The following is a 21,877-nucleotide window of genomic DNA, read 5'->3' as shown; positions in this document are numbered from 1 at the left end:
GGAACCCTTGCGCGCGCAAGAATCGGCATTCACGCAACAGTGCTACCGCCCCCGCACTGCATCAGCCGTTAGCTACTATTTTGATAGCGCTCGCCAAAACCCGGGGGAACCGTAACAGTCCTTCAGAAAGTCGATCCACAGCCGCACGCGCAGTGGCAGGTGTTTGCGCTGGGGGAACACGGCGTAGATGCCATTGGGCGGTGCGGCATAGTCTTCCAACACCGCCACCAGTTGCCCCGCCGCTATTTCAGACTCCACCTCCCAGGTGCTGCGCCAGGCAATGCCGTAGCCGGCCAGGCACCAGTCGTGCAACACCTGGCCGTCGGAGCAATCCAGCGGGCCGGCGGGTTTGAGGTAGACCACCTCCCCGTCGCCGTGTTTGAACGCCCAGCCCCGGGTTTGTGATGCGTCGCTGGACAGCGTGAGGCAGTGGAAGCGCGACAGGTCGGCCGGGGTCTGCGGCGTGCCATGGCGCTTCAGATAGGCCGGTGTGGCCACACACAGGCGGCGGTTGTCGGCCATACGCACACTCACCAACGACGAGTCCGGCATATCGCCCACCCGCACCGCGCAGTCATAGGCCTCGCCGGCAATGTCCACCACACGATCGCTCAGGTTCAGCGAGATCGTGACCTCGGGGTGCAGCTCGCGAAACCGTGGCACCAAAGGCGCAACATGGCGGCGGCCAAAACCCGCGGGCGCGGTAATGCGCAGGTGGCCGCTGGCCTTGATACCCCCGGCGCTGACACTGGCCTCGGCGTTGGCCAGGTCCGCCAGCAGGCGCTGGCAATCTTCCAGAAAGGCGCTGCCTTCGTGCGTGAGGGTGATGCGCCGCGTCGTGCGCAGCAGCAGTTTCACGCCCAGGCGTTCCTCCAGACCGTCCAACCGGCGGCCCATGATGGCAGGGGCCACACCCTCGGCATTGGCGGCCGCGGTCAGGCTGCCGCGGGTGGCCACCGATACAAAGGACTCCAGTTGTTTGAGCTTGTCCATGGCTAGCCAAGACCGCTTGAATGAAATAGGCCTCTAGCCCCCGATAAATATACCGGTATAGCTATAATTTTCATAGCACAACGCCCTCTGCATGGAGTGCGGCCACATCGCCCGCAGAGTAACCCAGGCCTTGCAGCAGCGCGTCGGTGTGTTCGCCCAACTTGGGCGGGTCCAGCCGCAGGCCCAGGCGTTCGCCGCCCAGCTTGATGGGCAACAACGGCACCTGGGTCTTGCGGCCATCGGGCAGCGTCATGGGCGCCAGGCCACCGGTTTGCTGCAGGTGCGGGTCGTCAAACAAATGCTGCGGATCGGTGATAGGGGCAAACGGCAGGCCGTGGGCTTCAAAGGTTTTGGACAACTCGGCTGACGTGAACCGCGCCAGGCGTTCACGCAGCAGCGGTATCAGCCAGCTGCGTGCCATCACGCGGTCGTTGTTGGTGGTGGTGCGGGTGTCGGCAAAGAGGTCGCCGTAACCAAAGGCGTCGCAAAAGGTCTTCCACTGCCCGTCGCCCACCACGGCCAGGAAGATCTGCTCGCCGTTCTGCACGCTGAACACGTCGTACACACCCCAGGGTGAGATCTTGTCGGGCATGGGCGCGGCGGCCTTGCCGGTCACGGCAAACTGCATCATGTGCTGGGCCACCAGCCAGATGTTGTTCTCGAACAGCGCGCTTTGCACCTCCTGGCCCTTGCCAGTCTGCTGGCGCTGCATCAGTGCAGCCATGGCGCCAATCGCGCCAAACATGCCACCCATGATGTCGTTGACGCTGCTGCCCGCGCGCAACGGGTCACCAGGCCGGCCGGTCATGTAGGCCAGGCCACCCATCATCTGCACCACCTCGTCCAGCGCGGTGCGGTGGTCGTAGGGGCCGGGCAGAAAACCCTTGTGGCTGACGTAGATCAGGCGGTCATCCAGCTTGCTGAGGGCCGCGTAATCCAGCCCCAGCTTTTGCATGGTCTCGGTCTTGAAGTTCTCACTGACGATGTCGGCGGTGGCGACCAGCTTCAGCACCACCTCGCGGCCCTTGGCACTTTTCATGTCCACCGCAATGCTTTTCTTGTTGCGGTTGAACAGCGGGTAGAAACCGGCGCCACTGCCCAGCAGCTTGCGGGTGCTGTCGCCCGCCAGGGGCTCGACCTTGATGACCTCGGCCCCCAGGTCGCCCAGCACCATGCCGCAGGTGGGGCCCATCACCATGTGGGTGAATTCAACGACGCGGATGCCGGCGAGGGGGAGGCGCTCAGATGGGGGAGTGGCAGTCGTCATGCGCGTAGGCCCACGCCATCGCCGCGCAGGGTGCGGCAGAAGTTCCAAACCGTCTGGAAGAAAGTGGAGATGTTCATGTCTATGGCTTCGTAGTATTGGACGTATAGGCTTGGCGCGGGTCGCGCGCCGCCGTGTAGGCTGCCCGCAAAACACCTTCTTGAACCATAGGTGTCAGGGTTCGCTTGCGCAGATCGTCACTGTCACGTTGAAGGGCATGTGCCAGCACACGCAGCCCCAAGAACCGTCCTTGGCACAAGGCAAGGATTGCGTCGCGAAGCACCGGTGCATTGACCTTTCCACGGTTGGCAACCGGCTCCGCCAGCGACAACAACTCCGACTTCAGACTATCTGGGATGGATTTCCAGTCTAAATAGGTCCCAAACTCCGGTGGACTTCCACCAAGCTCCGGTGGTTTGGATTCAAACTCCGGTGGTTTCCCGTCTAGCTCCGGTGGAACGCCTACTTCTCCCCCTGCCTCAAAAACTATAGATACAGCCTGAGATTGCCACGGCAAGAAATATTCCATTCCACGCCCAGTACCCTTAGTGGCTAACAGCCCATCCCGAACCAAACCCGCCAGCATCTTGGTGATGTCCGCTGGGTGATCGGTGGACACATCACGCATACGTGCGTGGTTCACCACGCCCTCAGCACTGGCGGTAATTAACGCCAAACGCGCCAATTCTGGCAATGATTCAAAGTGCACGCCAAAGTGTGCCCGCAAGTCCACTAACACTTCATCAGGCACCAAGCTGCTCATGCGCAGCTCCATCAAAGTTTGCTCGGGTTCGCGCAACTCATGCAGCACGGGTCGCCGCCAATGCTGCCCAGCCCAATTACGGTAAATTTTGGGCAACCCCGACCCCGCATGGTCGCCATAACCTACCAACTGAAACATGGTTTGCAAACGGCGGTTGCGGCAATCGCTATTGCCGCCCAGTACCGCTTGCTCCAACGGTACACGCATCAAGCCCGGATTGCGAAACCCAAACATATCGGGCCGCTTCACCACCATCACCGACACGCGCCCCGAAAAATCCGCGTGAATGAGGGTGTTGGCCAATGCCTCTCGCAACGCCTCATGCACGGGCGTATCGTCCAAGCGCTGTCCTTCCTGCAACTGAAAGGGTACCTTCAGGTCTGCCGTGAGCTTTTGGTACACCCTACGAAAGAAGTCATACACATTGCCCGACCAGCTACCGTCGGGCACTAGCCGATCCACCCAGCGTTTCTCTGCTCTAGGCTCTGGACGCTCTTGATAGTCCACCATGTAATGCGGCAAGGCATCGCGTATCACCTCGGCACGACCAAACATCAGCAAGCCCGCCAATCGCAAGCCGCTGTAGCCCTCCTCGCGATTCTTGCCAAATGCGCCAATGCGCTCCATGAACTCTGGCAACGTCAAATCCGTCCACACATGCCCTGGTTTAACTGCCGCAAATCGGTTGCGGTAGGCTGCCACAGTGTCCATATCCAGATCGTCAAAGTCAAAGCCCTTGAGTACGCGGTCATCGCGTGAGTCCTCTACGCGCTCGGCCATCATGCGGCGCACGGCCTCGTCATCCGCCTGGTAGTCCCCTTCGTAGCGGCGCAAATACGTGCCACCGAAAGGATTGCTGCCCACATGCACGGGCCGCTGATGGCGCGTTGCGCGTGGCACGCGGATGCGCAACACGGTGGCGCCGTCTATCTGCACCAAGTCCACATCCTGCTCAGTAAGCAAGTTATGGCTGACCTGCTTGCGGTTGTGCAAGTTGTCCCACAGGGCTTTGCGCACGCGTTCCACATCGGCAATGCCAATGGCATGAAACACGCCGCGAGGCTTCTCTTGCACTCCGAGCAAAATCACCCCGCCTTCGGCATTGGCCATGGCGCTATAACTCCTCCACACATCCTCAGGCAACTCACCCCGCCCATCGCGCCCTTGGGCGGCCTTGCACTCCAGGTCGCTGGACTCGGCAAGACTGGTCAGGTCCAGACTGTTCCAGTGTTCAGTCATGTCGCCTCCTTGGCTTCCGGGTCATGCGGGTTTTGTACAACATCATGTTCTGCCCGTTGTGCGCGGATGCCACTTAACGGCAGGGTTTTTGCTTCGGCTGGGGGCATGAACTACATCCTGAATGGTCACAAATGGATTGTGATTTCTGCATATCGTAATCGCCCACGGATGCAATGCAGCTCCGCTAAGATTCCTGCCACTCCAAACACCCACGCCCTGTTATGAGCTTTACCCTGACCGCCTGGCCCCAGCCCACCGACCAGCCCTTGCCCACCACCGTGATGCAGGCGCAAGCCCAGCTCGATGCCGTGTGGGCCACCGAGGGCGCCGCACCCGAGCCGCGCTTCCTGGCGCTGGCCCGCGCCCTTGCGGCCCGCTTCCCCGACACGGAAGACGGTGAAGGCGACATGTATGACCATGGCCTGGAGTTGATGGAAAGCAGCCCCGACAAGGACCGCGCCTACAACATTGGCCTGTGGGCACGGGATGACAATTTTGAGCTCAGCTTCAACCACCTCATCGTGCAGGCCAATGACCTGGGCCTGCACGTGATGGATGGCCAGAACGGTGTGGTCTACCTGGCCCATGGCGAGGTGCTGACACTAGGCCCGAACAGTGCCGCCTCGTTCACCTGCCGTCTGGACGATGCGGTGGTCCGCAAAGACTGGAACGCCGCCTGGCTGGAATGCCGCCGCCTCGCCCCCCAGCGCCTGCCCGAGGCGCTGACCGTATGGGCCCTGATGGTTGTGCAAGGCCGCAAGGCCCCGCCGCACCCTGCCCTGGGCGCTGCGCTGGCCCAACTGGGTGGCACGGCACCAGAGCGTGACAAACGGGTGCGCTGGTGCCTGGACAAGGTGCCGGCCGCGCACCGATCACTGCAGACGCAACTGCTGGACGGTTTGCGCAATACCACCGACCTGGTCGCCTTTGTGGACGCTGAACTGCAACGTGCGCCTTCCACGCAGGGCACGGGCGATGGTGGTGCAGCCCCTGCCGCGCTTCCTGACGCAGCCACCGCCGAAGCAGCTGCGGCACTGGGCGTGGAGCCAGCCCTGGTTGCCCGCGCAGAAGGTGGCAGCCCGCAAGCCCAGTGCAAACTCGCGCTGAAGTTCATGCAGGCCCCGGGCAAGGGTACGCCGGCCTTGGTCAAACTGGCCGTGTTGTGGCTGGAGCGCTCTGCCGCCCAGAACTTCAGCCTGGCCCAGGCCCTGTTGGGCGACGTGCTGCTGCGCGGCTGGCGCAATGTGCCGGTGGACATGGCGCGCGGGCTGGCCCTGCTGGAGGCCGCAGCGGCCCAGGACGATGTGGACGGGCTGAACTTTCTGGCCCAGTACCTGTATGACAAGAGCGTTCGCCGTCGCCCCGGCCAAGACACCGAGCGTCTCAAGGACCCCACCAGCCAGCGCAACCTGGCGCGTGTGCCCCAACTGCTGATGCGCGCGGCCGCACTGGAGAGCCCGCGCGGCCTGTTCTGGCTGGCGGTGCGTCTGTGGGACCAGGTCGGCACGCCGCGCGACGACGTGGCGGCCAAGGCCGTGATGCAGCTGGCCCGCACCCGTGCCGCCAAATACTGCGTCGAGCAGCCGGAGACACTGGCCCTGATGGCCACCACCCCGGCCGACTCCAAGGAAGTGATGGCGCTGGCGCAGGAGCTGGGCCGCGATCTGAAACAACTGCCCGCCGTGATCAACGCGCGCCATGCAGCGCTGGCCCGCGCCGTGCCGCCCGCTGCAGCGGGCGCTTTGCCCGTGGCCACGGCTCCCAGCCCATCGTCCCGCCAACCGCGGCCGCTGCAAGATGAAGACGAGGACGACGACGCGCATTGGCAAGACACGCCTGCCCCGCGCCCCGCCCTGCATGTAGGCCACCTGGCGCTGGGCCTGGGCATGTTCGGTTTTGTGCTGTGGTTTATGTTCATCACCTCGCTGGGCAAGGGCAGTTTTAAGCCCATCGCCCTGGTCGTGGGCCTGGTGAGTGCCTTTGGCGTTTGGCGCTGCACGGCCGATCTGGACTGGGGCGGGATAAAACGCGCGGTGATGAGTGCACTGGCGCTGTTGCCAGGCGCGGGTTTTCTGGTGGGTGCGGCCGTGTTGCTGCACATGCTGCGGGGCCGCACCTGATTACACGCTTTATTGTCACGAATAGATTGATATTTCTCCATATAGTCGCACAACAAGTATCGAATACAGTAGAGCCATTCCCGTATCACTCTAGGAGAGTTCTCCCATGACCACCCCATCCTCTACCCCCCGCACCGCTGCACATGGCCTGCAAGTGGCCACCGTTCTGCACCAATTCATTGAAGACAAGGTGTTGCCCGGCACCGGCGTAACGCCCGAGGTTTTCTGGAAGGGTTTTGACGCCATCGTCGCCGACCTGGCCCCCAAGAACATCGCCCTGCTGGCTGAGCGCGACCGCATCCAGTCCGAGATGGATGCCTGGCACACCGCCAACCCCGGCCCCATCACCGACATGCCCGCCTACAAGGCCTTTCTGACAAAAATCGGCTACCTGGTGGAGAGCCCCAAGAAGGCCAAGATCACGACCAGCAATGTGGATGCCGAGTTGGCCAAACAAGCCGGCCCACAACTCGTGGTGCCGGTGCTGAACGCCCGTTACGCGCTGAACGCCGCCAACGCACGCTGGGGCAGCTTGTATGACGCGCTGTATGGCACGGATGTGATAAGCGAAGAAAAAGGCTGCGAAAAGGTTGGGCCAAAGGGCTACAACGCCAAACGTGGCAAGAAGGTTATTGAATATGCACGCCATGTGCTGGACCGTACGGCGCCGCTGAAGAAGGGTTCACACGTGGGCTCCACCGGTTACGCCGTCAAGGGCGGTGACCTGGTGGTCACATTGAAGGATGGCTCTACCTCCAAACTGGCAGACAAGTCGCAGTTCATCGGTTTCCAGGGCGAGGCTAAAACACCTTCATCCGTTCTGCTGCAGCACAACGGTCTGCACCTGGACATCATCATCAACCGCGCCACCCCCATCGGCAAAAGTGACGCCGCCGGCGTGGCCGACCTAGTGCTGGAAGCCGCACTCTCGACCATCCTGGACCTGGAGGACTCGGTTGCCGTGGTCGATGCCGATGACAAGGTGCTGGCCTACAGCAACTGGCTGGGCATTCTGAATGGCACGCTGACCGAATCATTTGAAAAGGGTGGCAAGACGCTAACCCGTGGCCTGAACGCAGACCGTGTGTACTCCGCAGCCAACGGCAAGGGCAAAGTCACGCTGCACGGCCGCTCGTTGATGTTTGTCCGCAATGTCGGCCACCTGATGACCAACCCGGCCATCCTGTACACCGCCAAAGACGGCAGCACGCAAGAGATTCCCGAAGGCATCATGGACGCCGTGGTCACCACCACGATCGCGATGCACGACCTGGCCCGCACCAAAAAAGACGCGATCCGCAATTCGCGCAAAGGCTCGGTCTACATCGTCAAGCCCAAGATGCACGGCCCCGCCGAGGTGGCCTTTGCCGCCGAACTGTTCACCCGTGTCGAGAAGATGCTGGGCTTGAAGGACAGCACCGTCAAGCTGGGCATCATGGACGAAGAGCGCCGCACATCCGTCAACCTGAAGGCCTGTATTGCCGCCGCCTCTAGCCGTGTGGCCTTCATCAACACCGGCTTCCTGGACCGCACCGGCGACGAGATGCACACCGCCATGCAAGCCGGCCCCATGATCCGCAAGGGCGACATGAAGACCAGCGCCTGGATCGCTGCGTATGAGAAGAACAATGTGCTGGTGGGCTTGAGCTGCGGCCTGCGCGGCAAGGCGCAGATCGGCAAGGGCATGTGGGCCATGCCTGACCTGATGAAGGCCATGATGGAGCAGAAGATTGCCCATCCCAAGGCCGGCGCCAACACCGCCTGGGTGCCCAGCCCCACCGGCGCCACGCTGCACGCGCTGCACTACCACCAGTTGCTGGTCAGCGATGTGCAAAAGGATCTGGAAAAGACCAACTACGAAAAGGCCCGCGATGGCATCCTGAACAACCTGCTGCAAGTGCCTGTGACCGCTACCCCCAACTGGACTGCTGCCGAGAAACAGCAGGAGCTGGACAACAACGCCCAGGGTATCTTGGGCTACGTGGTGCGCTGGGTTGACCAAGGAGTGGGCTGCTCCAAGGTGCCCGACATCCACAACATCGGCCTGATGGAAGACCGCGCCACACTGCGCATCAGCAGCCAGCACATGGCCAACTGGTTGCACCACGGTGTCGTCACCAAAGAGCAGATCACCGAGACCTTTGAGCGCATGGCGGCCGTGGTGGACAAGCAGAATGCCGGTGACAAGCTGTACCAGCCCATGTCCGGAAACTTTGACACGTCGATGGCCTACAAGGCGGCGTGTGAGCTGGTGTTCAAGGGCTTGGCCCAACCTAGCGGCTACACCGAGCCGCTGTTGCATGCCTGGCGCTTGAAGGTCAAGGCTGCGGCCTGATCGGCAGGGCGGGAATTTGCTCCAAAATTAGGAGCAACTCCGTGAATGAATACGGGGGCTAGAGGCCGATTTGGCTTATAGTCTTCCTGAATGAAACGGCACCCTAGGGTGCCGTTTTGCTTTTGGCTCAGTGGTAGTCGTCTTCGAGCTGATGCCGCACGGCCAAAATGTTGACGGTCTCAGCACCTGCAATCTCAAAGAGCGCAACAAAGCCCGAGTGGCCAAAGGGAATGATCAGCTCCCGCACAAATGCACTGTCACCGGCCTTGCGGTAGATGAACGGCGTGCGGCTCAGGTGGTTTTGCACCGCATTGCGCAGGGCGTCAATGGCGGCCTGAGCGGCGTCAAAGTCCTCGATAGTTTGCACCCGCTCCAGCAAAAAATCGAACAAACGCAGCACATCCTCACGCGCCGCTGCGGTGTAGCGGACTTCAAACTGCGCCTTCAACCCAGCACCTGCCGGCGCCGGGCATCCAGCCGCTGGGCCAGCTCATCGTGCACCGCCTCGGCGGCGTAATAGATGCCGGTCTGCTTGGAGTCTTGCGCTGCACGCAGCCCGCGTGCCAGAAACTCGCCTTGCGTGCGCCGCCGTGCAATGGTTTCGCGCACGGCGGTTTCCATCAGGCTGGTCAGCGTTTCGCCATCACGCAACACGCTTTCGGCAGCAGCGCGCAACTGGGGTTCCACGCGGAGCGAAGGCAGGGTGGCGGTTTTCATGGGGGCAGGTATTGCGTTGCAGTTGCGATGCAATCAGTGTAGCGCCTTTTTTGTACGGTACCGCCACGCCGGCCCTCCACAGGGTGTCAGCGTGGCGGATGCGCTTCAGGCCTTAACCCACGCACTACGGTAGTCGGCCGCATATTGCTCCAGCGTAATGGGCGGGCGGCCCAACAGGGTCTGCACGGCGTCCGTCGTGCGCTCTGAATAGCCCAGCTTAAAGAAGCCCAAGATCATCAGCAGAAACTCGGCATAGGCCGGTGGCAGGCCTGCCTGCAACAAGGCGCCGCGCATGTCGCCCTCAGGGATGTCCTGGTAGGTGATCGTCTGGCCGGTCACTCTCGACAGAATCGCGGCCACCGCGTCGTGGTCCATTGCCACCCCACCGGTCAGGTCAAAGTCGCGCTGGTTGAAGTCATCCGTACTCAACAGTCGCGCAGCCACGGCAGAGATATCGCGTGCATCAATGAAGCTGCCTTTGGCGGCGCCCACGGGTAGGAAAATCTTGCCGTGCTCCAGAATGCCCTGGATCCAGAAGGTGTTGAAGTTCTGCATGAACCAGTTGGGCCGGATGATGTTGTACGCCAGGCCCGAGTTTTGCAGATGCAGCTCGGCTTTGCGCAGGGGCGCGTTGTCATCGGCATTGGCCCCCATGGCGGTCATGAGAACGATCTTCTGCACGCCGTTGGCCTTGGCTGCGTCCACCACCGGGTTGAGCAGTTCGTCCTGGTTGGTATGGCCGGGTGGGGACAACATGAACACTTTGCTGACACCCTGCAGCGCAGTGTCCAGGCCGGCACGGGTCAGCAGATTCAGGTGTACCTCGGTGGCGGGGTCGGTGACCGGGCGGCTGGTCGCTTTGAGCACGTTGTGCCCTGCCGCGCGCAACAAGCGTACGAGTTCAGAACCGACCGTGCCGTTGGCACCGATGACGAGTGTGCGAGACATATTCATTTCCTATCAGAGTGGTTGATGGGTGGATGATCCGTCCAAAACACCGAACTCTGAATAGACAAAAAACCATTTTTCATGTCCAATCGTACAAACGAATCATCCCACTCACTTCGCAACTGGCCTTCAGACCTATGGACCTATTGACTGACATCTTCCGCCAGGCGGGGCTGCGCCGCCGGCTCTTGGACCAGCGCCACCTGCGCGAAGCCACCGCCCTGCAGTTCCCGTGCGAACGCAGCATGGGCTTGCACGTGGTCACGGCGGGGCAGGTGTATTTGCATGCTCCAACCCTGCCGCAGCCCCTGTGTCTGCAAACCGGAGATGTGGCCGTCATGGCGCGCGGCTGCGTGCACACCATCAGCACCCATGAAGACATGGGATCGGTGCAGACCTTTGCCCTCGACCAGCCATTGCCCTTGCCAGAGAATGGGGCGCCTGGCGAGGCCCCGCAGAACGCCCTCCTCAGCGGTGCTTACCAGTTCTGGCACACACCGGTGCATCCGTTTTTTGCAGAGATGCCTGACTGGCTGGTTTTGCGTGCACAGGATGGACCCTACCCCCGCGCCATGGCGCACAGCATGGAGCTGCTGCAGCAGGAACTGGCGTTGCGCGAGCTGGGCAGTGAAACCCTGGTGTACGGGCTGATGGACGTGATATTTGTATTGCTGATGCGCGAAATGCTGCAGCGCCAGGGTGAGGGCGCATCGTGCTGGAGCCACGGCATCCAGGACCCTCTGGTGATGAAGGCGGTACAGGCCATGCACGACGACTGCGCACACGCCTGGACGCTGGACAAATTGGCACAACACGCAGGGCTGTCGCGCACCAGTCTGGCGGAGCGTTTTCGCGAATCCATGGGCAATACGCCACTCAACTATTTGCGCACGGTGCGCATGCAAAAGGCCATGGCCGCGCTGAGCGAGTCTGAGCGCTCACTGGAGCAGATTGCCCGGGAGGTCGGCTACACCGATGCGTTCAGCTTTTCCAAGGTGTTCAAGCGCACGGTGGGCTTGGCCCCGCGCGACTTCCGCCGCCAGGATATGCAGGACAAGTCACTGGCTTGGCGTATCGCCTGAGGCCGATTGTGCAACCCATCGACGCCTTGGCCCTGGCCTTTTCCCCCATCAGAACACACGCTTTTGCCTACCCTGCGCTAGAGGTTTTCCACATCATTGGCATCGCGTTGCTGTTGGGCAATCTGGTGTTGCTGGAGCTGCGTGTGTGGGGCGCTGGGGCTGCGCTGCCCGTGCCCGCCCTGGCCCGCCTGACTTTGGTGCTGGTTGCGACCGGGTTCGGGCTGGCTGCCCTTTCCGGGATGCTGATGTTTGTGAGCCAGGCCAACGAGCTCATTGCCAACCGCGCGTTTGTTGTCAAGATGGGTTTGCTGACGCTGGCTGCATGCAACGCGGCGTGGTTTCACGGGCGTGGTTCGCTGGTAAAGCTGGATGGCATCGCCCGACTGCAGACCGTGGCGTCCACCCTCATCTGGATTGCGGTGATAGGGTGTGGACGCTGGATCGCCTATATTTAATCTTGAACCTTTCATCACACCACGACCCACCGGAGTTTTGCATGGACAGACGAACCGCTATTCAATTGCTTGCTACTACGACTTTGCCATTCAGCCTGGATGCATTGGCGCACCACGGTTGGAGTAGTTTTGATCTGGATCGCCCGCTGTACCTTGAGGGCAAGGCCACACGGGTGAAATGGCAGAACCCACATACTGAGTTGATGCTTGAACTGTCGGCCACGCTGGCGCTGCCTGCTGACTTGGCCAGCCGCAGCGTTCCGGCACAAACGGCCAGCGTTGACGGGCCCACTTTGTTGAAAAAGGCGGTTTTGCCCAAACGGACGGACAGAACATGGGAAATTGAACTAGCGCCACTTTCGCGCATGGAAGCCTGGAAAGTGCCCGAAATCAAACCAGGGCAAACACTGGCCATGCTGGGCTTCACCTTCAAAGAGGAAAAGGGCGGCGCCATACTGCGGGTTGAATACCTGTGGCTCGATGGCAAAACCTACGCCTTGCGGTCTTCGCCAGCTTGATGGCGCGGGCTCGTCGGTTATATCCGCTGAAGTGCCCAACGGTGTTGGTAATGTTTTGGAGCGTCTGCCTAGTTTCGTGTGTACCGGGCCAGTTTCAGACATTCCAATATGACTGCTATGAGGAAGAAGCCCTTAAATTTTGACGTTAGTGCGAAGCAAAGCTGTTCTCAATTCGCGATTGGCAGGTTTTGAAACATCCACCTTTTGAACAGCAAGGTCGAACGGTGAACTGGGACTGATGTTGGTTGGCAGTATCTTTTTTACGGGATTCACCGTGGGGTACGTGCCCTGACCCGGACACATGCGAACGGAAAACCCGAATTCTTCGAGTACCCCTTTCGCATACAACTCCGCCAATTGTTGAAACGTCACAAAGGCTGAGCGTTTAACGCCCTTAAACCCTGGCTCACGGATGTCACGAACGATCTCGAATTTACCAAGCGTATCGCGCTGCGTATTGGTAAACGGATGCAGCAAAAAAGTCTGACGAACCCCATTCTTTTTCGACACAAGCGTGTGCTCGACGGCGATATCAGTTAACAGCATTTTGTTTTTCTCTTTTCAAACCAAGTCATTGGGGATCGATGCCCACCGAAATGCGAAGTGCTCGACATGGGCAAGCCTCACCCTGTGGGCGAGGACTTTAACTGAACGACAGCAACTGACAGATCCCTATCGCGATATGACAGACTCGCTTTGAGTCGAGTGGAAATTGGGGCCACTTGCGGGCTATCGCGAACGATCGGTTTCGGGAAGCGGGTTGAGGTAAATTTAGCGCCATCTATTCTTGGACAACGTAGCGAAAGCGGACAACCAAATGTGTGCTCCAGTGGGCTAGGTCTCTCTGAAAATGGACCCTCCACAAATTCGCTAGGACTCAAAAATGCAGATTCGCACGCTTCAAACCGGGGACCTTGATGGATTGCTTCAGCTATATACCCATCTTCACATCAACGACGATCCGTCACCGGGTAGCCGCGAACTTGGACAAGTTTGGGCAGAAGCGCTTGAAAATCCGCGCTGTCGATACTTTGGTGGATTCATAGCCCAAGCACTTATTTCTAGTTGCACGATCATGGTTATCCCAAACTTGACGCGGGGTGCTAGGCCTTACGGGCTTATTGAAAACGTTGTGACCCACAGAGAACATCGAGGCAATGGCTATGGAAAGGCACTGCTGGCCCGGGCCCTAGAATTTGGCTGGTCGCAACGCTGCTACAAGGTGATGCTAATGACCGGTCGCAAGGATGCCGCGACCCATCACTTCTACGAAAGCGCAGGATTCGATGCCCAATCAAAGAAGGCGTTCGTTGTGAAATGTGCAGAGTAGGCGCTGGCTAGAGTTTACGTGCAAAGGAATTCCGTATGGGGCCAATTGCAGTGATTGATGTATGACCGATTTGACGAATCTGATTGGTATCAATGATGTCAAGGTCATCAAAACATTGGCGTACAAAGAATAGACTGGCATTCCAACGCAGCACGCGATATCTCACCGCGTTCTGCTATCCGTCTGACCGGAACGACCTTACGTCTTAAATGTATAGACCTTCGCGGCGGCGCGTTCCGCAGCGCTATAGCCTGAAAGCGCTTGGTCCCACTCTGGGCCGGTAGCGCCGATCAAAGCAGTCAGCCCATTGGTCATTGACGTTGCCTCTTCGGTATTGGCGTCCAACTCCGCCGTCTGCTCTCGGTTGGCAAGAAGCAGCTTGGCAATCGGGCCCTCCGCAGCTGGTATGACGACCAAGTACTTGGCTGCCTCTCGATGTTCCGTGTGAACATGGCGAGCTGGTACTTCACGACCAAATCCTTGACTCATGAACTTCCTCCATTTGACGGTGGGCCTCTACGTACAGGGATACTCTTCCTCAGTGTATTCGGGAACACAAAACCAGCACAACCGTAGTCTTGTGCGATGAGGTGTGAGCCTGAATCAATGAGTCCAGAATGTATGTCGCATCAGCCGCTTTGATGGGCGGGACGTTTTTTCTCAGTTCGCCATTGCCATAGGAGTTCACATGAACTACATCGACTGCTTCCTCGCCCCGGTTCCCCGAGCCAACAAGGCTGCCTACGAAGAGCTCGCCAGGATCTCTGCCAAGGTGGTTACAGAGTATGGAGCTCTAAACGTCATCGAATGCTGGCTTGATGAATCAGGACCAGATGTCAGCTCGTACCACGGTGCGGAAACCAAACAATCCCAGGTTGAATACGGAAGTTTTGTCGCTGCCGCAGGAGCTCGGCAGGGTGAGACGGTCGTTCTATCGTACGTCGAGTGGCCGGACAAGGCCACGCGGGACGCAGGAATGGTGAAGGTCACGAATGATCCGCGCATGCAGTTTGGTGATCAGCCTCCCGCATTCGACGGCAGGCGGCTTATTGCGGCGGGCTTTAAACCTATGCAACTCGGTGTCAGAGATGCGTAATCACGCAGCTGAGGGCCAGCTGCGGGCATTGGCGAGTGACAGCTTTCCGGAAGACAAGCGATAGCCGCGTACAGTTCTTAAAGCAGTTGGCCTACTAGCGATTGGTTTCTTGGATTGCCTTGACCGTCATAGCAAAGGTCTGTTGCTTCATCGGTATGCAACGATTCAGTCTTCTATCGCGTGGCCGTTAATCATCCAATCCCTAAGCCAAAGTTACCGGTGGCAGCAGTCACTTCCGCTTTGCCTTTTGTCGGGGCTAAAGTAAGTTTGTGTCATCGGAATGGTCACGCGATGCGTTGAGGATGAGATCACCAAACATTGTTTGATGACAACATGTTACTCAAAGGACTTCCATGAACAAATTACTCGCCACTCTGATCGCCACCCTGGTTACCGGCGCTGCTTTCGCGCAAGCCTCAGCCCCTGCCACTCCAGCGGTAGTGAAGGCAGAAGCCAAGGCCGAAAAAGCAGTCGCTGCTGCCGTGAAGAGCGAAGCCAAGGTTGAGGCCAAGGCCGACGCCAAAGTGGAAAAGGCAGAAGTCAAAGCCGCTGAAGAGAAAACCAAGGCTGTGACCAAGTCCGCCGACACCAAAGCCAAGGCCAAGGCCGACGTAGCCAAGGCTGACCCCGAAGACAAAGCCAAGGCCACTGCCAAAGCTGAAAAAGCCGGTGCCAACGCAGACGCTAAAGCCGACAAAACTGCCATCAAGGCAGACGCCAAGGTAGAGACCGTGAAGACCAACGCCGCTGCAGACAAGAGTGTTGCCAAAGTTGAAACCATTGCAGTCAAAGCAGAAGCCAAGGCCGATGTGAAAGCAGCCGGTAGCAAGTAATCGACAAGCACTTGTTTGCAGGTTATGCCTGCAACGGTTCAAAAAAGGACAGGGTTTACCTGTCCTTTTTTTATGTGCGCTAGGACCATCCGGTCCAATTCTGCTGACGCAGGCCGTAGCCTGCATTGGCCGTGCATATAGATCATGCCGTTTTCTCACATCCATTCAGCTACCGTTCACCCAGTCGCGCGCAAGATGCCCCATACCAATCCAAAGAGGCATCCTATGAAACGTCTTGCTATCGCTCTCGCATGTACTGTTGGCGCTTTTGCTGCGCAGGCCAACACTTTCTTTGACAACGCCCACGTGCGCAGCGCCGAGCCGCAGTATGAAAACGTTACCGTGCCGCGCGAAGAGTGCCGCACCGATTGGGTGACTCCGCTCCCGCGCGTCTACAACGAAGGCCCTCACTATGGTGGCGTGGCACTGGGTGCGCTGGCCGGTGGTGTAGTGGGTAATCAGGTTGGCCGCGGCAGCGGGGGCCGCGAGGCTGCCACAGCCTTGGGCGCGCTGGTGGGAGCCATTGCTGGCGACCGCATTGCCAGCAATAACAATAGCCGCTACGCGCAAGTCCAGGAAGCCCCGCACCAAGTCAACCGCTGCCAAGTGGTCAACGATGTCCAGGCACGCCTGACCGGTTACAGCGTGGCTTACGACTACCGCGGCCAGACCTACACCACCCTGATGCGTGAAAACCCCGGACCATACCTGCAGGTGCGTGTGTCGGTGGACCCCGTTGGCCCTGCCCTGCGGTAAACCGCTCTTCCGGTAGTACGATGATGCCCATGACTTCCCGCATTGCACACTCGCTGCTCGTCGCCCTTATGCTGGCCTGCGCGCCCGCGTGGGCCGACGTGGGCCGAGATGAAGCTGCTGCTGCCGCTCGTCAGGCGGCGGGTGGGCGGGTGCTGGCGGTAGACAAGGCCCAGGTCGGCAACAGGGCAGCGTGGCGCGTCAAGCTGGTCACTGCGGGTGGCGAGGTGCGGGTGGTGATGATCGACGCCGCCACGGGCAAGCCGCTTTAATTTAAATGCGCCTGCTGCTGATTGAAGACGATGCGCCGCTGCGGCTTTCGCTCGCACTGCGTCTGGAGGCCGATGGCTACCGGGTGGATCAGGCCACTGATGGGGAAGACGGCCTGTTCCAAGCACGCGAGTACCCAGTGGACTTGGTCATCGTCGATCTAGGTTTACCCAAGCTCAATGGACTCACGGTGGTGCAACGGCTGCGCGCCGATGGCAGAGCCTTGCCCATCCTCATCCTCACTGCACGCGGCAGCTGGCAAGACAAGGTGGTTGGGCTGGAGTCGGGCGCCGACGACTACTTGGTCAAACCGTTTGAATACCCCGAGCTGGCCGCGCGCGTCAAGGCGCTGCTGCGCCGCGCCATGAAGGCTGCTACTGATGTGCTGACCGTGGGGCCGCTCAGCCTGGACATTGCTGCGCAGGCCGCCCAGCTAAACGGTGCGCCCATGGAGCTGACGGCGTTTGAATACCGTGTGCTCGAATTCTTGGTGCGCGAGCGTGCACGTGTGGTCAGCAAGCAAGAGCTGGCCGACTACCTCTACCCCCACGACCAGGACCGCGACAGCAACGTACTGGAGGTGCTGGTGGGCCGCCTGCGCCGCAAACTGGACCCCGATGGCACGCTGGCCCCGATAGAAACCTTGCGCGGGCGCGGCTACCGCTTCACCCTTGAATGACGCGAGTCGCCCCTCCCATAAAGTTTGACGCGTTGTCGATCCGCGCGCGGCTGATGGTGGGCGGAGCCGCAGTGTTGTTGTCATTCATGGCCGTGGCCGGCGTGGCCCTGCAACGGGCCCATACTGATGGCGTGCGCGCCGCGCATTACGCGCGTTTGCAAAGTACGGTATACCTTTTGCTAGCCGGGGCCGAGCTGGACGCTGCGGGGGCGCTGGTCATGCCGGCTGAGTTTGCCGAACCCCGCCTGTCCCTGCCTAGCTCGGGCCTCTACGCCCGCATCGTCAATGTGGCGCGGGGTGAGGCATGGCAATCGGCATCCACCCTTGGGCTGGCTCCTCCCTTTGATGGCGACGTTCCGGTGGGCGAGTGGCGTTACGACACCGTGCAGGCGCCTGCGGGCGCATTCTTGTCTGCCAGCTACGGCGTGCGCTGGGCAGGGCAGGACAAGGCCAGTGTGCGACTGGTGTTATCGGTGGTGGAGAGCAGCGTCGCGTTCGATCGCGAAACAAGGGCCTTTCAGCGCACGCTGTGGGCTTGGCTGGGCGGGGCGGGTCTGTTGTTGTTACTGTCGCAGACCTTGCTGTTGCGTTGGGGCCTGGCGCCGCTGCATAGGGTGTCACAAGAAATTGCCCGTATTGAAAGCGGCGAGCAGGCCGAGGTGCAGGGTCGCTACCCCGCCGAAATCGCCGCCCTCACCGGCAACCTCAACACCCTTATAAAACAAGAGCGGGTGCGCCAGACGCGCTACAAAGAGGCGCTGAGCTATCTGGCCCATAGCCTGAAAACGCCGCTGGCCGTGCTGCGCTCCGCCCTGGGCCAACCCGACCAACTGGCTGACACCGTGGCGCAACAAGTGAAGCGCATGGACAACATCGTGCAGCACCAACTGGGCCGAGCAGGGGCTAGAGGTGCCACGCGTTTTGCGCTCTCGCTGGCGCTAGCACCGGTGGTGGGGCGCATTCGCGATTCGCTGGCCAAGGTTTATGCCGACAAACAGTTGGTCTTCACGGTGGATTGCCCGCCCGACCTGACTTGGCGCATGGACGAAGGTGACGCATTCGAGATGCTGGGCAATGTGTTGGACAACGCAGCCAAGTGGGCCGCGGGGCGCGTTGACGTGCGGCTGTGGCGCGAAGGTAGTGACCTGCGCATCAGTGTTCAAGATGACGGCCCCGGCTTTACCGACACGCAGGCCGTTCTGCAACTGCATGTGCGCATGGACGAAAAAGTGCCCGGCCACGGCGTGGGTCTGGCCGTGGTGAATGACCTGGTGGCCAGCCACGAAGGTACTCTGGCGCTGGGGGCTTCTGCTTGGGGTGGGGCTCATGTGGACATTGCGCTGCCCGCAGCCTGAAACACGGTGTTACGTTCATTCAAGCTTCTAGCCGGGTTTTGTTGCTTTGGTTCAGTTTGCGTTCAGGCACCAGGGCGCACCATGGAACCCTGTCAATCCAAGGAGCAATCCATGAACCGCATCACTATCCTCAAGTCTCTTGCCGCAGCCGCTTTGGCTCTGGGCACTTTGGCTGCCGCCACCACGGCCCATGCGCGCGACGACGTGCAATTCTCCATCACGCTGGGAACCCCTGGGGTCTATGTGCAACCGGCTCCGGTCTATGCGCACCCCCGCCCTGTGTACGTGCAGCCAGCTCCAGTCTATGTGCAGCCCCAGCCCGTCTATGCCCAGCCGATATCGAGCTATCGGAATCCCCGCCCTGTCTACTACACGCAGCCGGCTCCTGTGTACGGTGGTTGGGGCCACCAACGCCACCACCATGGCCGCGACATGAACAACCGTCGCCACATGCGTGACTACGACAATGACGGCATCCCCAACCGCTACGACCGTTTCCCGGGTAATCCGAACTGGCGGTGAGCGGAGATGTCTTCGTCCATCTGACGCCTCGGGGTCATTCCGGTGGGCACCAGACGGCACCCCAGCACACCCAGTTGGGGCTATGGCAATAGTCTGGAGTGTGTTTGGAAGCGACCGCAGGTTCGGGTCGAGTCCAGCCAAGATTCAGCGCGCCTTTCGATGAACATCCTAGCCAAGACACGCAGGCCGGTCAGCAATTTCAGGAATACGCGCCGACCTCGGATGTACCGGTCGTTTGCGATATTCTTGAGACATGAGCACGGCCCACACCACACAAGCGATTGAAACCGTGTACCGCCGCGATGCGCGGCGCGTCTTTGCCACGCTGGTGCGGCTGCTGGGTGATTTTGATCTGGCAGAAGAGGCGCTGCACGAGGCCTTTCGCGCTGCGCTGGAGCAGTGGCCCGCGCAGGGTGTGCCCGGCAACCCCTCAGCCTGGCTGGTGTCGGCCGGGCGCTTCAAGGCCATTGACAGCATCCGCCGGCAGGCACGTTTCACGTCCACCGAAACCATGGACCAGCCGCTGGATGCGATTGCCGATGAAACGCAGCCCGCCGCCGACGCATCATCGGCCGAGCTGGAAGACGATTCGCTGCGCCTGATCTTCACCTGCTGCCACCCTGCCCTCGCGCCCGATGCCCAGGTGGCGCTCACGCTGCGCGAGGTTTGTGGCCTGACCACCGAAGAGATCGCACGCGCCTACCTGACGCCTGCGCCCACGCTGGCGCAGCGCATCGTGCGTGCCAAGGCCAAGATACGGGACGCCAAGATTCCCTACCGCGTGCCCGAGGCCGATGAACTGGCCGCGCGCATGCCCAGCGTGTTGCGGGTGCTCTACCTGGTGTTCAACGAAGGCTACTCTCCGTCATCGGGCGCGCTGCTGACCCGTGCCGACCTGTCGCAAGAGGCCATACGCCTGACCCGGCTGATCGCCACCGTGTTGCCACCCCCGCCCTTGGCCGAAGTCCATGGTTTGCTGGCGCTGATGCTGCTGCACGAGTCGCGCCGCGCCGCACGAACAGACGGCGCGGACAAGCTGATCCCTCTGGAAGAACAGGACCGCACACGCTGGAATGCCGACCTGATTGCAGAGGGCTGCGCCCTGGTGGAGAAGGCCCTGCACATGCCCGGCATTGGTCCCTATGCTCTGCAGGCCGGCATTTCTGCAGTACATGCAGAGGCCCAAACTGCCGACCAGACCGATTGGGCCCAGATTGTTGGCCTCTACGACGAGCTGCTGCGCATGGAGCCCTCCCCCGTCGTGGCGCTCAACCGAGCGGTGGCTGTTGCCATGCACGCCGGGTGTGCGCAAGGTATCGCGTTGGTGGATGAACTCCTCACGATCCCTGCCATGCAGGAGTACCACCTGGCCCATGCGGCGCGGGCCGACCTGTGCCGCAGGTTGCAACGGTGGGACGAAGCACGTGCCTCTTACCAGGCAGCTTTGGCACGGGTACAACTGGAGCCCGAACGCCGCTTCCTGGAGCGGCGTTTGTCGGAAATTGCAAGCTGATCCAATATTTTTTTGTCGTCGATGTCGAAATGGCCCTGGCTTGTTCGACTAGTTTGTTTAAACCCGCCGCCTAAAGGCATCCAACCCAAAGGACTCACTCCCATGCAAATCACCGTTGAAACCCTTATCCACGCCCCTGTTGCCAAGGTCTGGGCCGCGTACACCACCCCCGCCGACATCGTCCAGTGGAACGCCGCGTCCGACGACTGGCACACCACCCAATCCACGGTCGATCTGCGCGAAGGCGGTGCCTTCTCGTCCCGCATGGAGGCCAAGGACGGCAGCTTTGGATTTGACTTTGCGGGCACCTACACCAAGATCGTGCCCAACCAGCGCATCGAATACGCCTTTGGCGACCGCACCGGCACTGTCGAATTCATTGAAGGTGCCGACGGTGTCACCGTGCGCTCTACCTTTGACGCTGAGAACGAACACCCGGTGGAGCAGCAGCGCTTCGGCTGGCAATCCATTCTGAACAAGTTTGCGCAACACGTGGAGGCATCCAAGTGATCACGTCCCGTTTGAAAACCTTGTGGGCTGCACTTGCGCTGGTCGCATCTGGCAGTGCTGTGGCTGCACCGGTCAGCTACACCATAGACCCGGCCCACACCTACCCCAGTTTTGAGGCCGACCACATGGGTATCTCGGTCTGGCGGGGCAAGATGACCAAAAATTCCGGCACCGTGATGCTGGACAACGCTGCAGGAACCGGCACGGTGGAGATCACCATTGATCTGGCATCCATCGACTTCGGCCTGCCTGCCATGAACGCCTGGGCGACGGGCAAAGACTTCTTCAACGTGAAGAAGTCTCGCCGCGCCACCTACAAAGGCAGCCTGGAAAAGTTTGTGGATGGCAGCCCGACACAGGTTAGCGGTGCGCTGACGCTCAATGGCCACACACATCCGGTCAACCTCAGCATCCATCTTTTCAAGTGCATCCCTCACCCCATGCTCAAACGCGAGCTCTGTGGCGCGGACGCCAGTGGCAGCTTCAAACGGGACGCCTTTGGTCTGTCGGCCGGCAAGGACTATGGCTTCAGCATGGATGTGGGCCTGCGCATCCAGGTCGAAGCGGTGGCCACAAAGTGAG

The 21,877-nt window shown here is 60.4% G+C and carries 24 protein-coding genes; 16 read left to right on the top strand and 8 right to left on the bottom strand.

The features are described from left to right. Positions 1–75: 75 nt before the first annotated feature. From HZ993_RS17345 to HZ993_RS17335, 3 genes are all read right to left on the bottom strand, one after another. Positions 76–993, bottom strand: a complete 918-nt coding sequence (locus HZ993_RS17345) for a LysR family transcriptional regulator (RefSeq protein ID WP_209393987.1) — start codon at positions 991–993, stop codon at positions 76–78. Between the two features lie 70 nt (positions 994–1,063). Then, positions 1,064–2,260, bottom strand: coding sequence for a CaiB/BaiF CoA-transferase family protein (locus HZ993_RS17340; protein WP_209393986.1), 1,197 nt, complete (start codon positions 2,258–2,260; stop codon positions 1,064–1,066). A 79-nt stretch (positions 2,261–2,339) separates the two neighbouring features. After that, complete coding sequence (locus tag HZ993_RS17335) at positions 2,340–4,259, bottom strand: RNA-binding domain-containing protein (RefSeq protein WP_209393985.1); 1,920 nt, start codon at positions 4,257–4,259, stop codon at positions 2,340–2,342. 221 nt (positions 4,260–4,480) lie between these two features. On the opposite strand from HZ993_RS17335, the gene HZ993_RS17330 reads away from it, so the two are divergent. Both HZ993_RS17330 and HZ993_RS17325 read left to right on the top strand, forming a co-directional pair. After that, complete coding sequence (locus tag HZ993_RS17330; RefSeq protein WP_209393984.1) at positions 4,481–6,379, top strand: SEL1-like repeat protein; 1,899 nt, start codon at positions 4,481–4,483, stop codon at positions 6,377–6,379. 106 nt (positions 6,380–6,485) lie between these two features. Further along, the gene (locus HZ993_RS17325; RefSeq protein WP_209393983.1) at positions 6,486–8,714 is read left to right on the top strand and encodes a malate synthase G; all 2,229 of its coding nucleotides are present in this window, start codon (positions 6,486–6,488) and stop codon (positions 8,712–8,714) included. Positions 8,715–8,841: 127 nt separating this feature from the next. On the opposite strand, the gene HZ993_RS17320 is transcribed toward HZ993_RS17325, so the two are convergent. The 3 genes from HZ993_RS17320 to HZ993_RS17310 all read right to left on the bottom strand — a co-directional run bounded on the left by HZ993_RS17320 (position 8,842) and on the right by HZ993_RS17310 (position 10,379). Beyond that, entirely contained in the window at positions 8,842–9,162 is a 321-nt protein-coding gene (locus tag HZ993_RS17320) for a type II toxin-antitoxin system RelE/ParE family toxin (RefSeq protein WP_209393982.1), read from the bottom strand. Beyond that, positions 9,159–9,431 carry a YlcI/YnfO family protein gene (locus tag HZ993_RS17315; protein ID WP_209393981.1) on the bottom strand — a complete coding sequence of 91 codons (273 nt, stop codon included), beginning with the start codon at positions 9,429–9,431 and terminating at the stop codon, positions 9,159–9,161. The genes HZ993_RS17320 and HZ993_RS17315 overlap by 4 nt, the downstream gene beginning before the upstream one ends. 105 nt (positions 9,432–9,536) lie before the next feature. Then, the gene (locus tag HZ993_RS17310) at positions 9,537–10,379 is read right to left on the bottom strand and encodes an NAD(P)H-binding protein (RefSeq protein ID WP_209393980.1); all 843 of its coding nucleotides are present in this window, start codon (positions 10,377–10,379) and stop codon (positions 9,537–9,539) included. A gap of 137 nt (positions 10,380–10,516) precedes the next feature. Between HZ993_RS17310 and HZ993_RS17305 the strand changes: the two genes are divergently transcribed. The 3 genes from HZ993_RS17305 to HZ993_RS17295 are packed head-to-tail and all read left to right on the top strand — an operon-like array spanning position 10,517 to position 12,434. After that, the gene (locus HZ993_RS17305; protein ID WP_209393979.1) at positions 10,517–11,461 is read left to right on the top strand and encodes an AraC family transcriptional regulator; all 945 of its coding nucleotides are present in this window, start codon (positions 10,517–10,519) and stop codon (positions 11,459–11,461) included. 8 nt (positions 11,462–11,469) lie between these two features. Further along, positions 11,470–11,916 (top strand): hypothetical protein, encoded by a 447-nt coding sequence (locus HZ993_RS17300; protein WP_245213672.1) that lies wholly within the window; start codon positions 11,470–11,472, stop codon positions 11,914–11,916. Between the two features lie 41 nt (positions 11,917–11,957). Beyond that, a complete protein-coding gene (locus HZ993_RS17295; RefSeq protein ID WP_209393978.1) occupies positions 11,958–12,434 on the top strand; it encodes a DUF6152 family protein in 477 nt (158 codons plus the stop codon). A gap of 132 nt (positions 12,435–12,566) precedes the next feature. Here HZ993_RS17295 and HZ993_RS17290 read toward each other — a convergent pair whose 3' ends face one another. After that, positions 12,567–12,980 carry a hypothetical protein gene (locus HZ993_RS17290; protein WP_209393977.1) on the bottom strand — a complete coding sequence of 138 codons (414 nt, stop codon included), beginning with the start codon at positions 12,978–12,980 and terminating at the stop codon, positions 12,567–12,569. Positions 12,981–13,317: 337 nt separating this feature from the next. On the opposite strand from HZ993_RS17290, the gene HZ993_RS17285 reads away from it, so the two are divergent. Next, the gene (locus HZ993_RS17285; protein ID WP_209393976.1) at positions 13,318–13,764 is read left to right on the top strand and encodes a GNAT family N-acetyltransferase; all 447 of its coding nucleotides are present in this window, start codon (positions 13,318–13,320) and stop codon (positions 13,762–13,764) included. Positions 13,765–13,962: 198 nt separating this feature from the next. Here the strand turns inward: HZ993_RS17285 and HZ993_RS17280 are convergent, their stop codons facing one another. Next, positions 13,963–14,253: a hypothetical protein gene (locus HZ993_RS17280; RefSeq protein WP_209393975.1), complete on the bottom strand. Its 291-nt coding sequence runs from the start codon at positions 14,251–14,253 to the stop codon at positions 13,963–13,965. Positions 14,254–14,452: 199 nt separating this feature from the next. Between HZ993_RS17280 and HZ993_RS17275 the strand changes: the two genes are divergently transcribed. The 10 genes from HZ993_RS17275 to HZ993_RS17230 all read left to right on the top strand — a co-directional run bounded on the left by HZ993_RS17275 (position 14,453) and on the right by HZ993_RS17230 (position 21,876). Beyond that, complete coding sequence (locus tag HZ993_RS17275; protein ID WP_209393974.1) at positions 14,453–14,860, top strand: DUF1428 domain-containing protein; 408 nt, start codon at positions 14,453–14,455, stop codon at positions 14,858–14,860. 353 nt (positions 14,861–15,213) lie between these two features. Beyond that, entirely contained in the window at positions 15,214–15,693 is a 480-nt protein-coding gene (locus HZ993_RS17270; RefSeq protein ID WP_209393973.1) for a hypothetical protein, read from the top strand. A gap of 225 nt (positions 15,694–15,918) precedes the next feature. After that, a complete protein-coding gene (locus HZ993_RS17265; RefSeq protein WP_245213671.1) occupies positions 15,919–16,449 on the top strand; it encodes a glycine zipper 2TM domain-containing protein in 531 nt (176 codons plus the stop codon). A gap of 23 nt (positions 16,450–16,472) precedes the next feature. Continuing rightward, complete coding sequence (locus HZ993_RS17260) at positions 16,473–16,718, top strand: PepSY domain-containing protein (RefSeq protein ID WP_245213670.1); 246 nt, start codon at positions 16,473–16,475, stop codon at positions 16,716–16,718. 5 nt (positions 16,719–16,723) lie between these two features. Beyond that, the gene (locus HZ993_RS17255) at positions 16,724–17,395 is read left to right on the top strand and encodes a response regulator transcription factor (RefSeq protein WP_209393971.1); all 672 of its coding nucleotides are present in this window, start codon (positions 16,724–16,726) and stop codon (positions 17,393–17,395) included. Continuing rightward, entirely contained in the window at positions 17,392–18,750 is a 1,359-nt protein-coding gene (locus tag HZ993_RS17250; protein WP_209393970.1) for an ATP-binding protein, read from the top strand. Before HZ993_RS17255 ends, HZ993_RS17250 begins: the two co-directional genes overlap by 4 nt. A 111-nt stretch (positions 18,751–18,861) precedes the next feature. Beyond that, a complete protein-coding gene (locus HZ993_RS17245; RefSeq protein ID WP_209393969.1) occupies positions 18,862–19,272 on the top strand; it encodes a hypothetical protein in 411 nt (136 codons plus the stop codon). A 253-nt stretch (positions 19,273–19,525) separates the two neighbouring features. Further along, positions 19,526–20,785, top strand: a complete 1,260-nt coding sequence (locus tag HZ993_RS17240) for an RNA polymerase sigma factor (RefSeq protein ID WP_209393968.1) — start codon at positions 19,526–19,528, stop codon at positions 20,783–20,785. 102 nt (positions 20,786–20,887) lie between these two features. Further along, entirely contained in the window at positions 20,888–21,295 is a 408-nt protein-coding gene (locus tag HZ993_RS17235; protein WP_209393967.1) for an SRPBCC family protein, read from the top strand. Between the two features lie 11 nt (positions 21,296–21,306). After that, a complete protein-coding gene (locus HZ993_RS17230; RefSeq protein ID WP_209398558.1) occupies positions 21,307–21,876 on the top strand; it encodes a YceI family protein in 570 nt (189 codons plus the stop codon). Position 21,877: the final 1 nt, after the last annotated feature.

The sequence above is a fragment of the Rhodoferax sp. AJA081-3 genome (assembly GCF_017798165.1).
Lineage (GTDB): Bacteria > Pseudomonadota > Gammaproteobacteria > Burkholderiales > Burkholderiaceae_C > Allorhodoferax.
The sequence above is the reverse complement of the archived record's forward strand: the minus strand, read 5'-3'. Positions and strand labels throughout refer to the sequence as shown.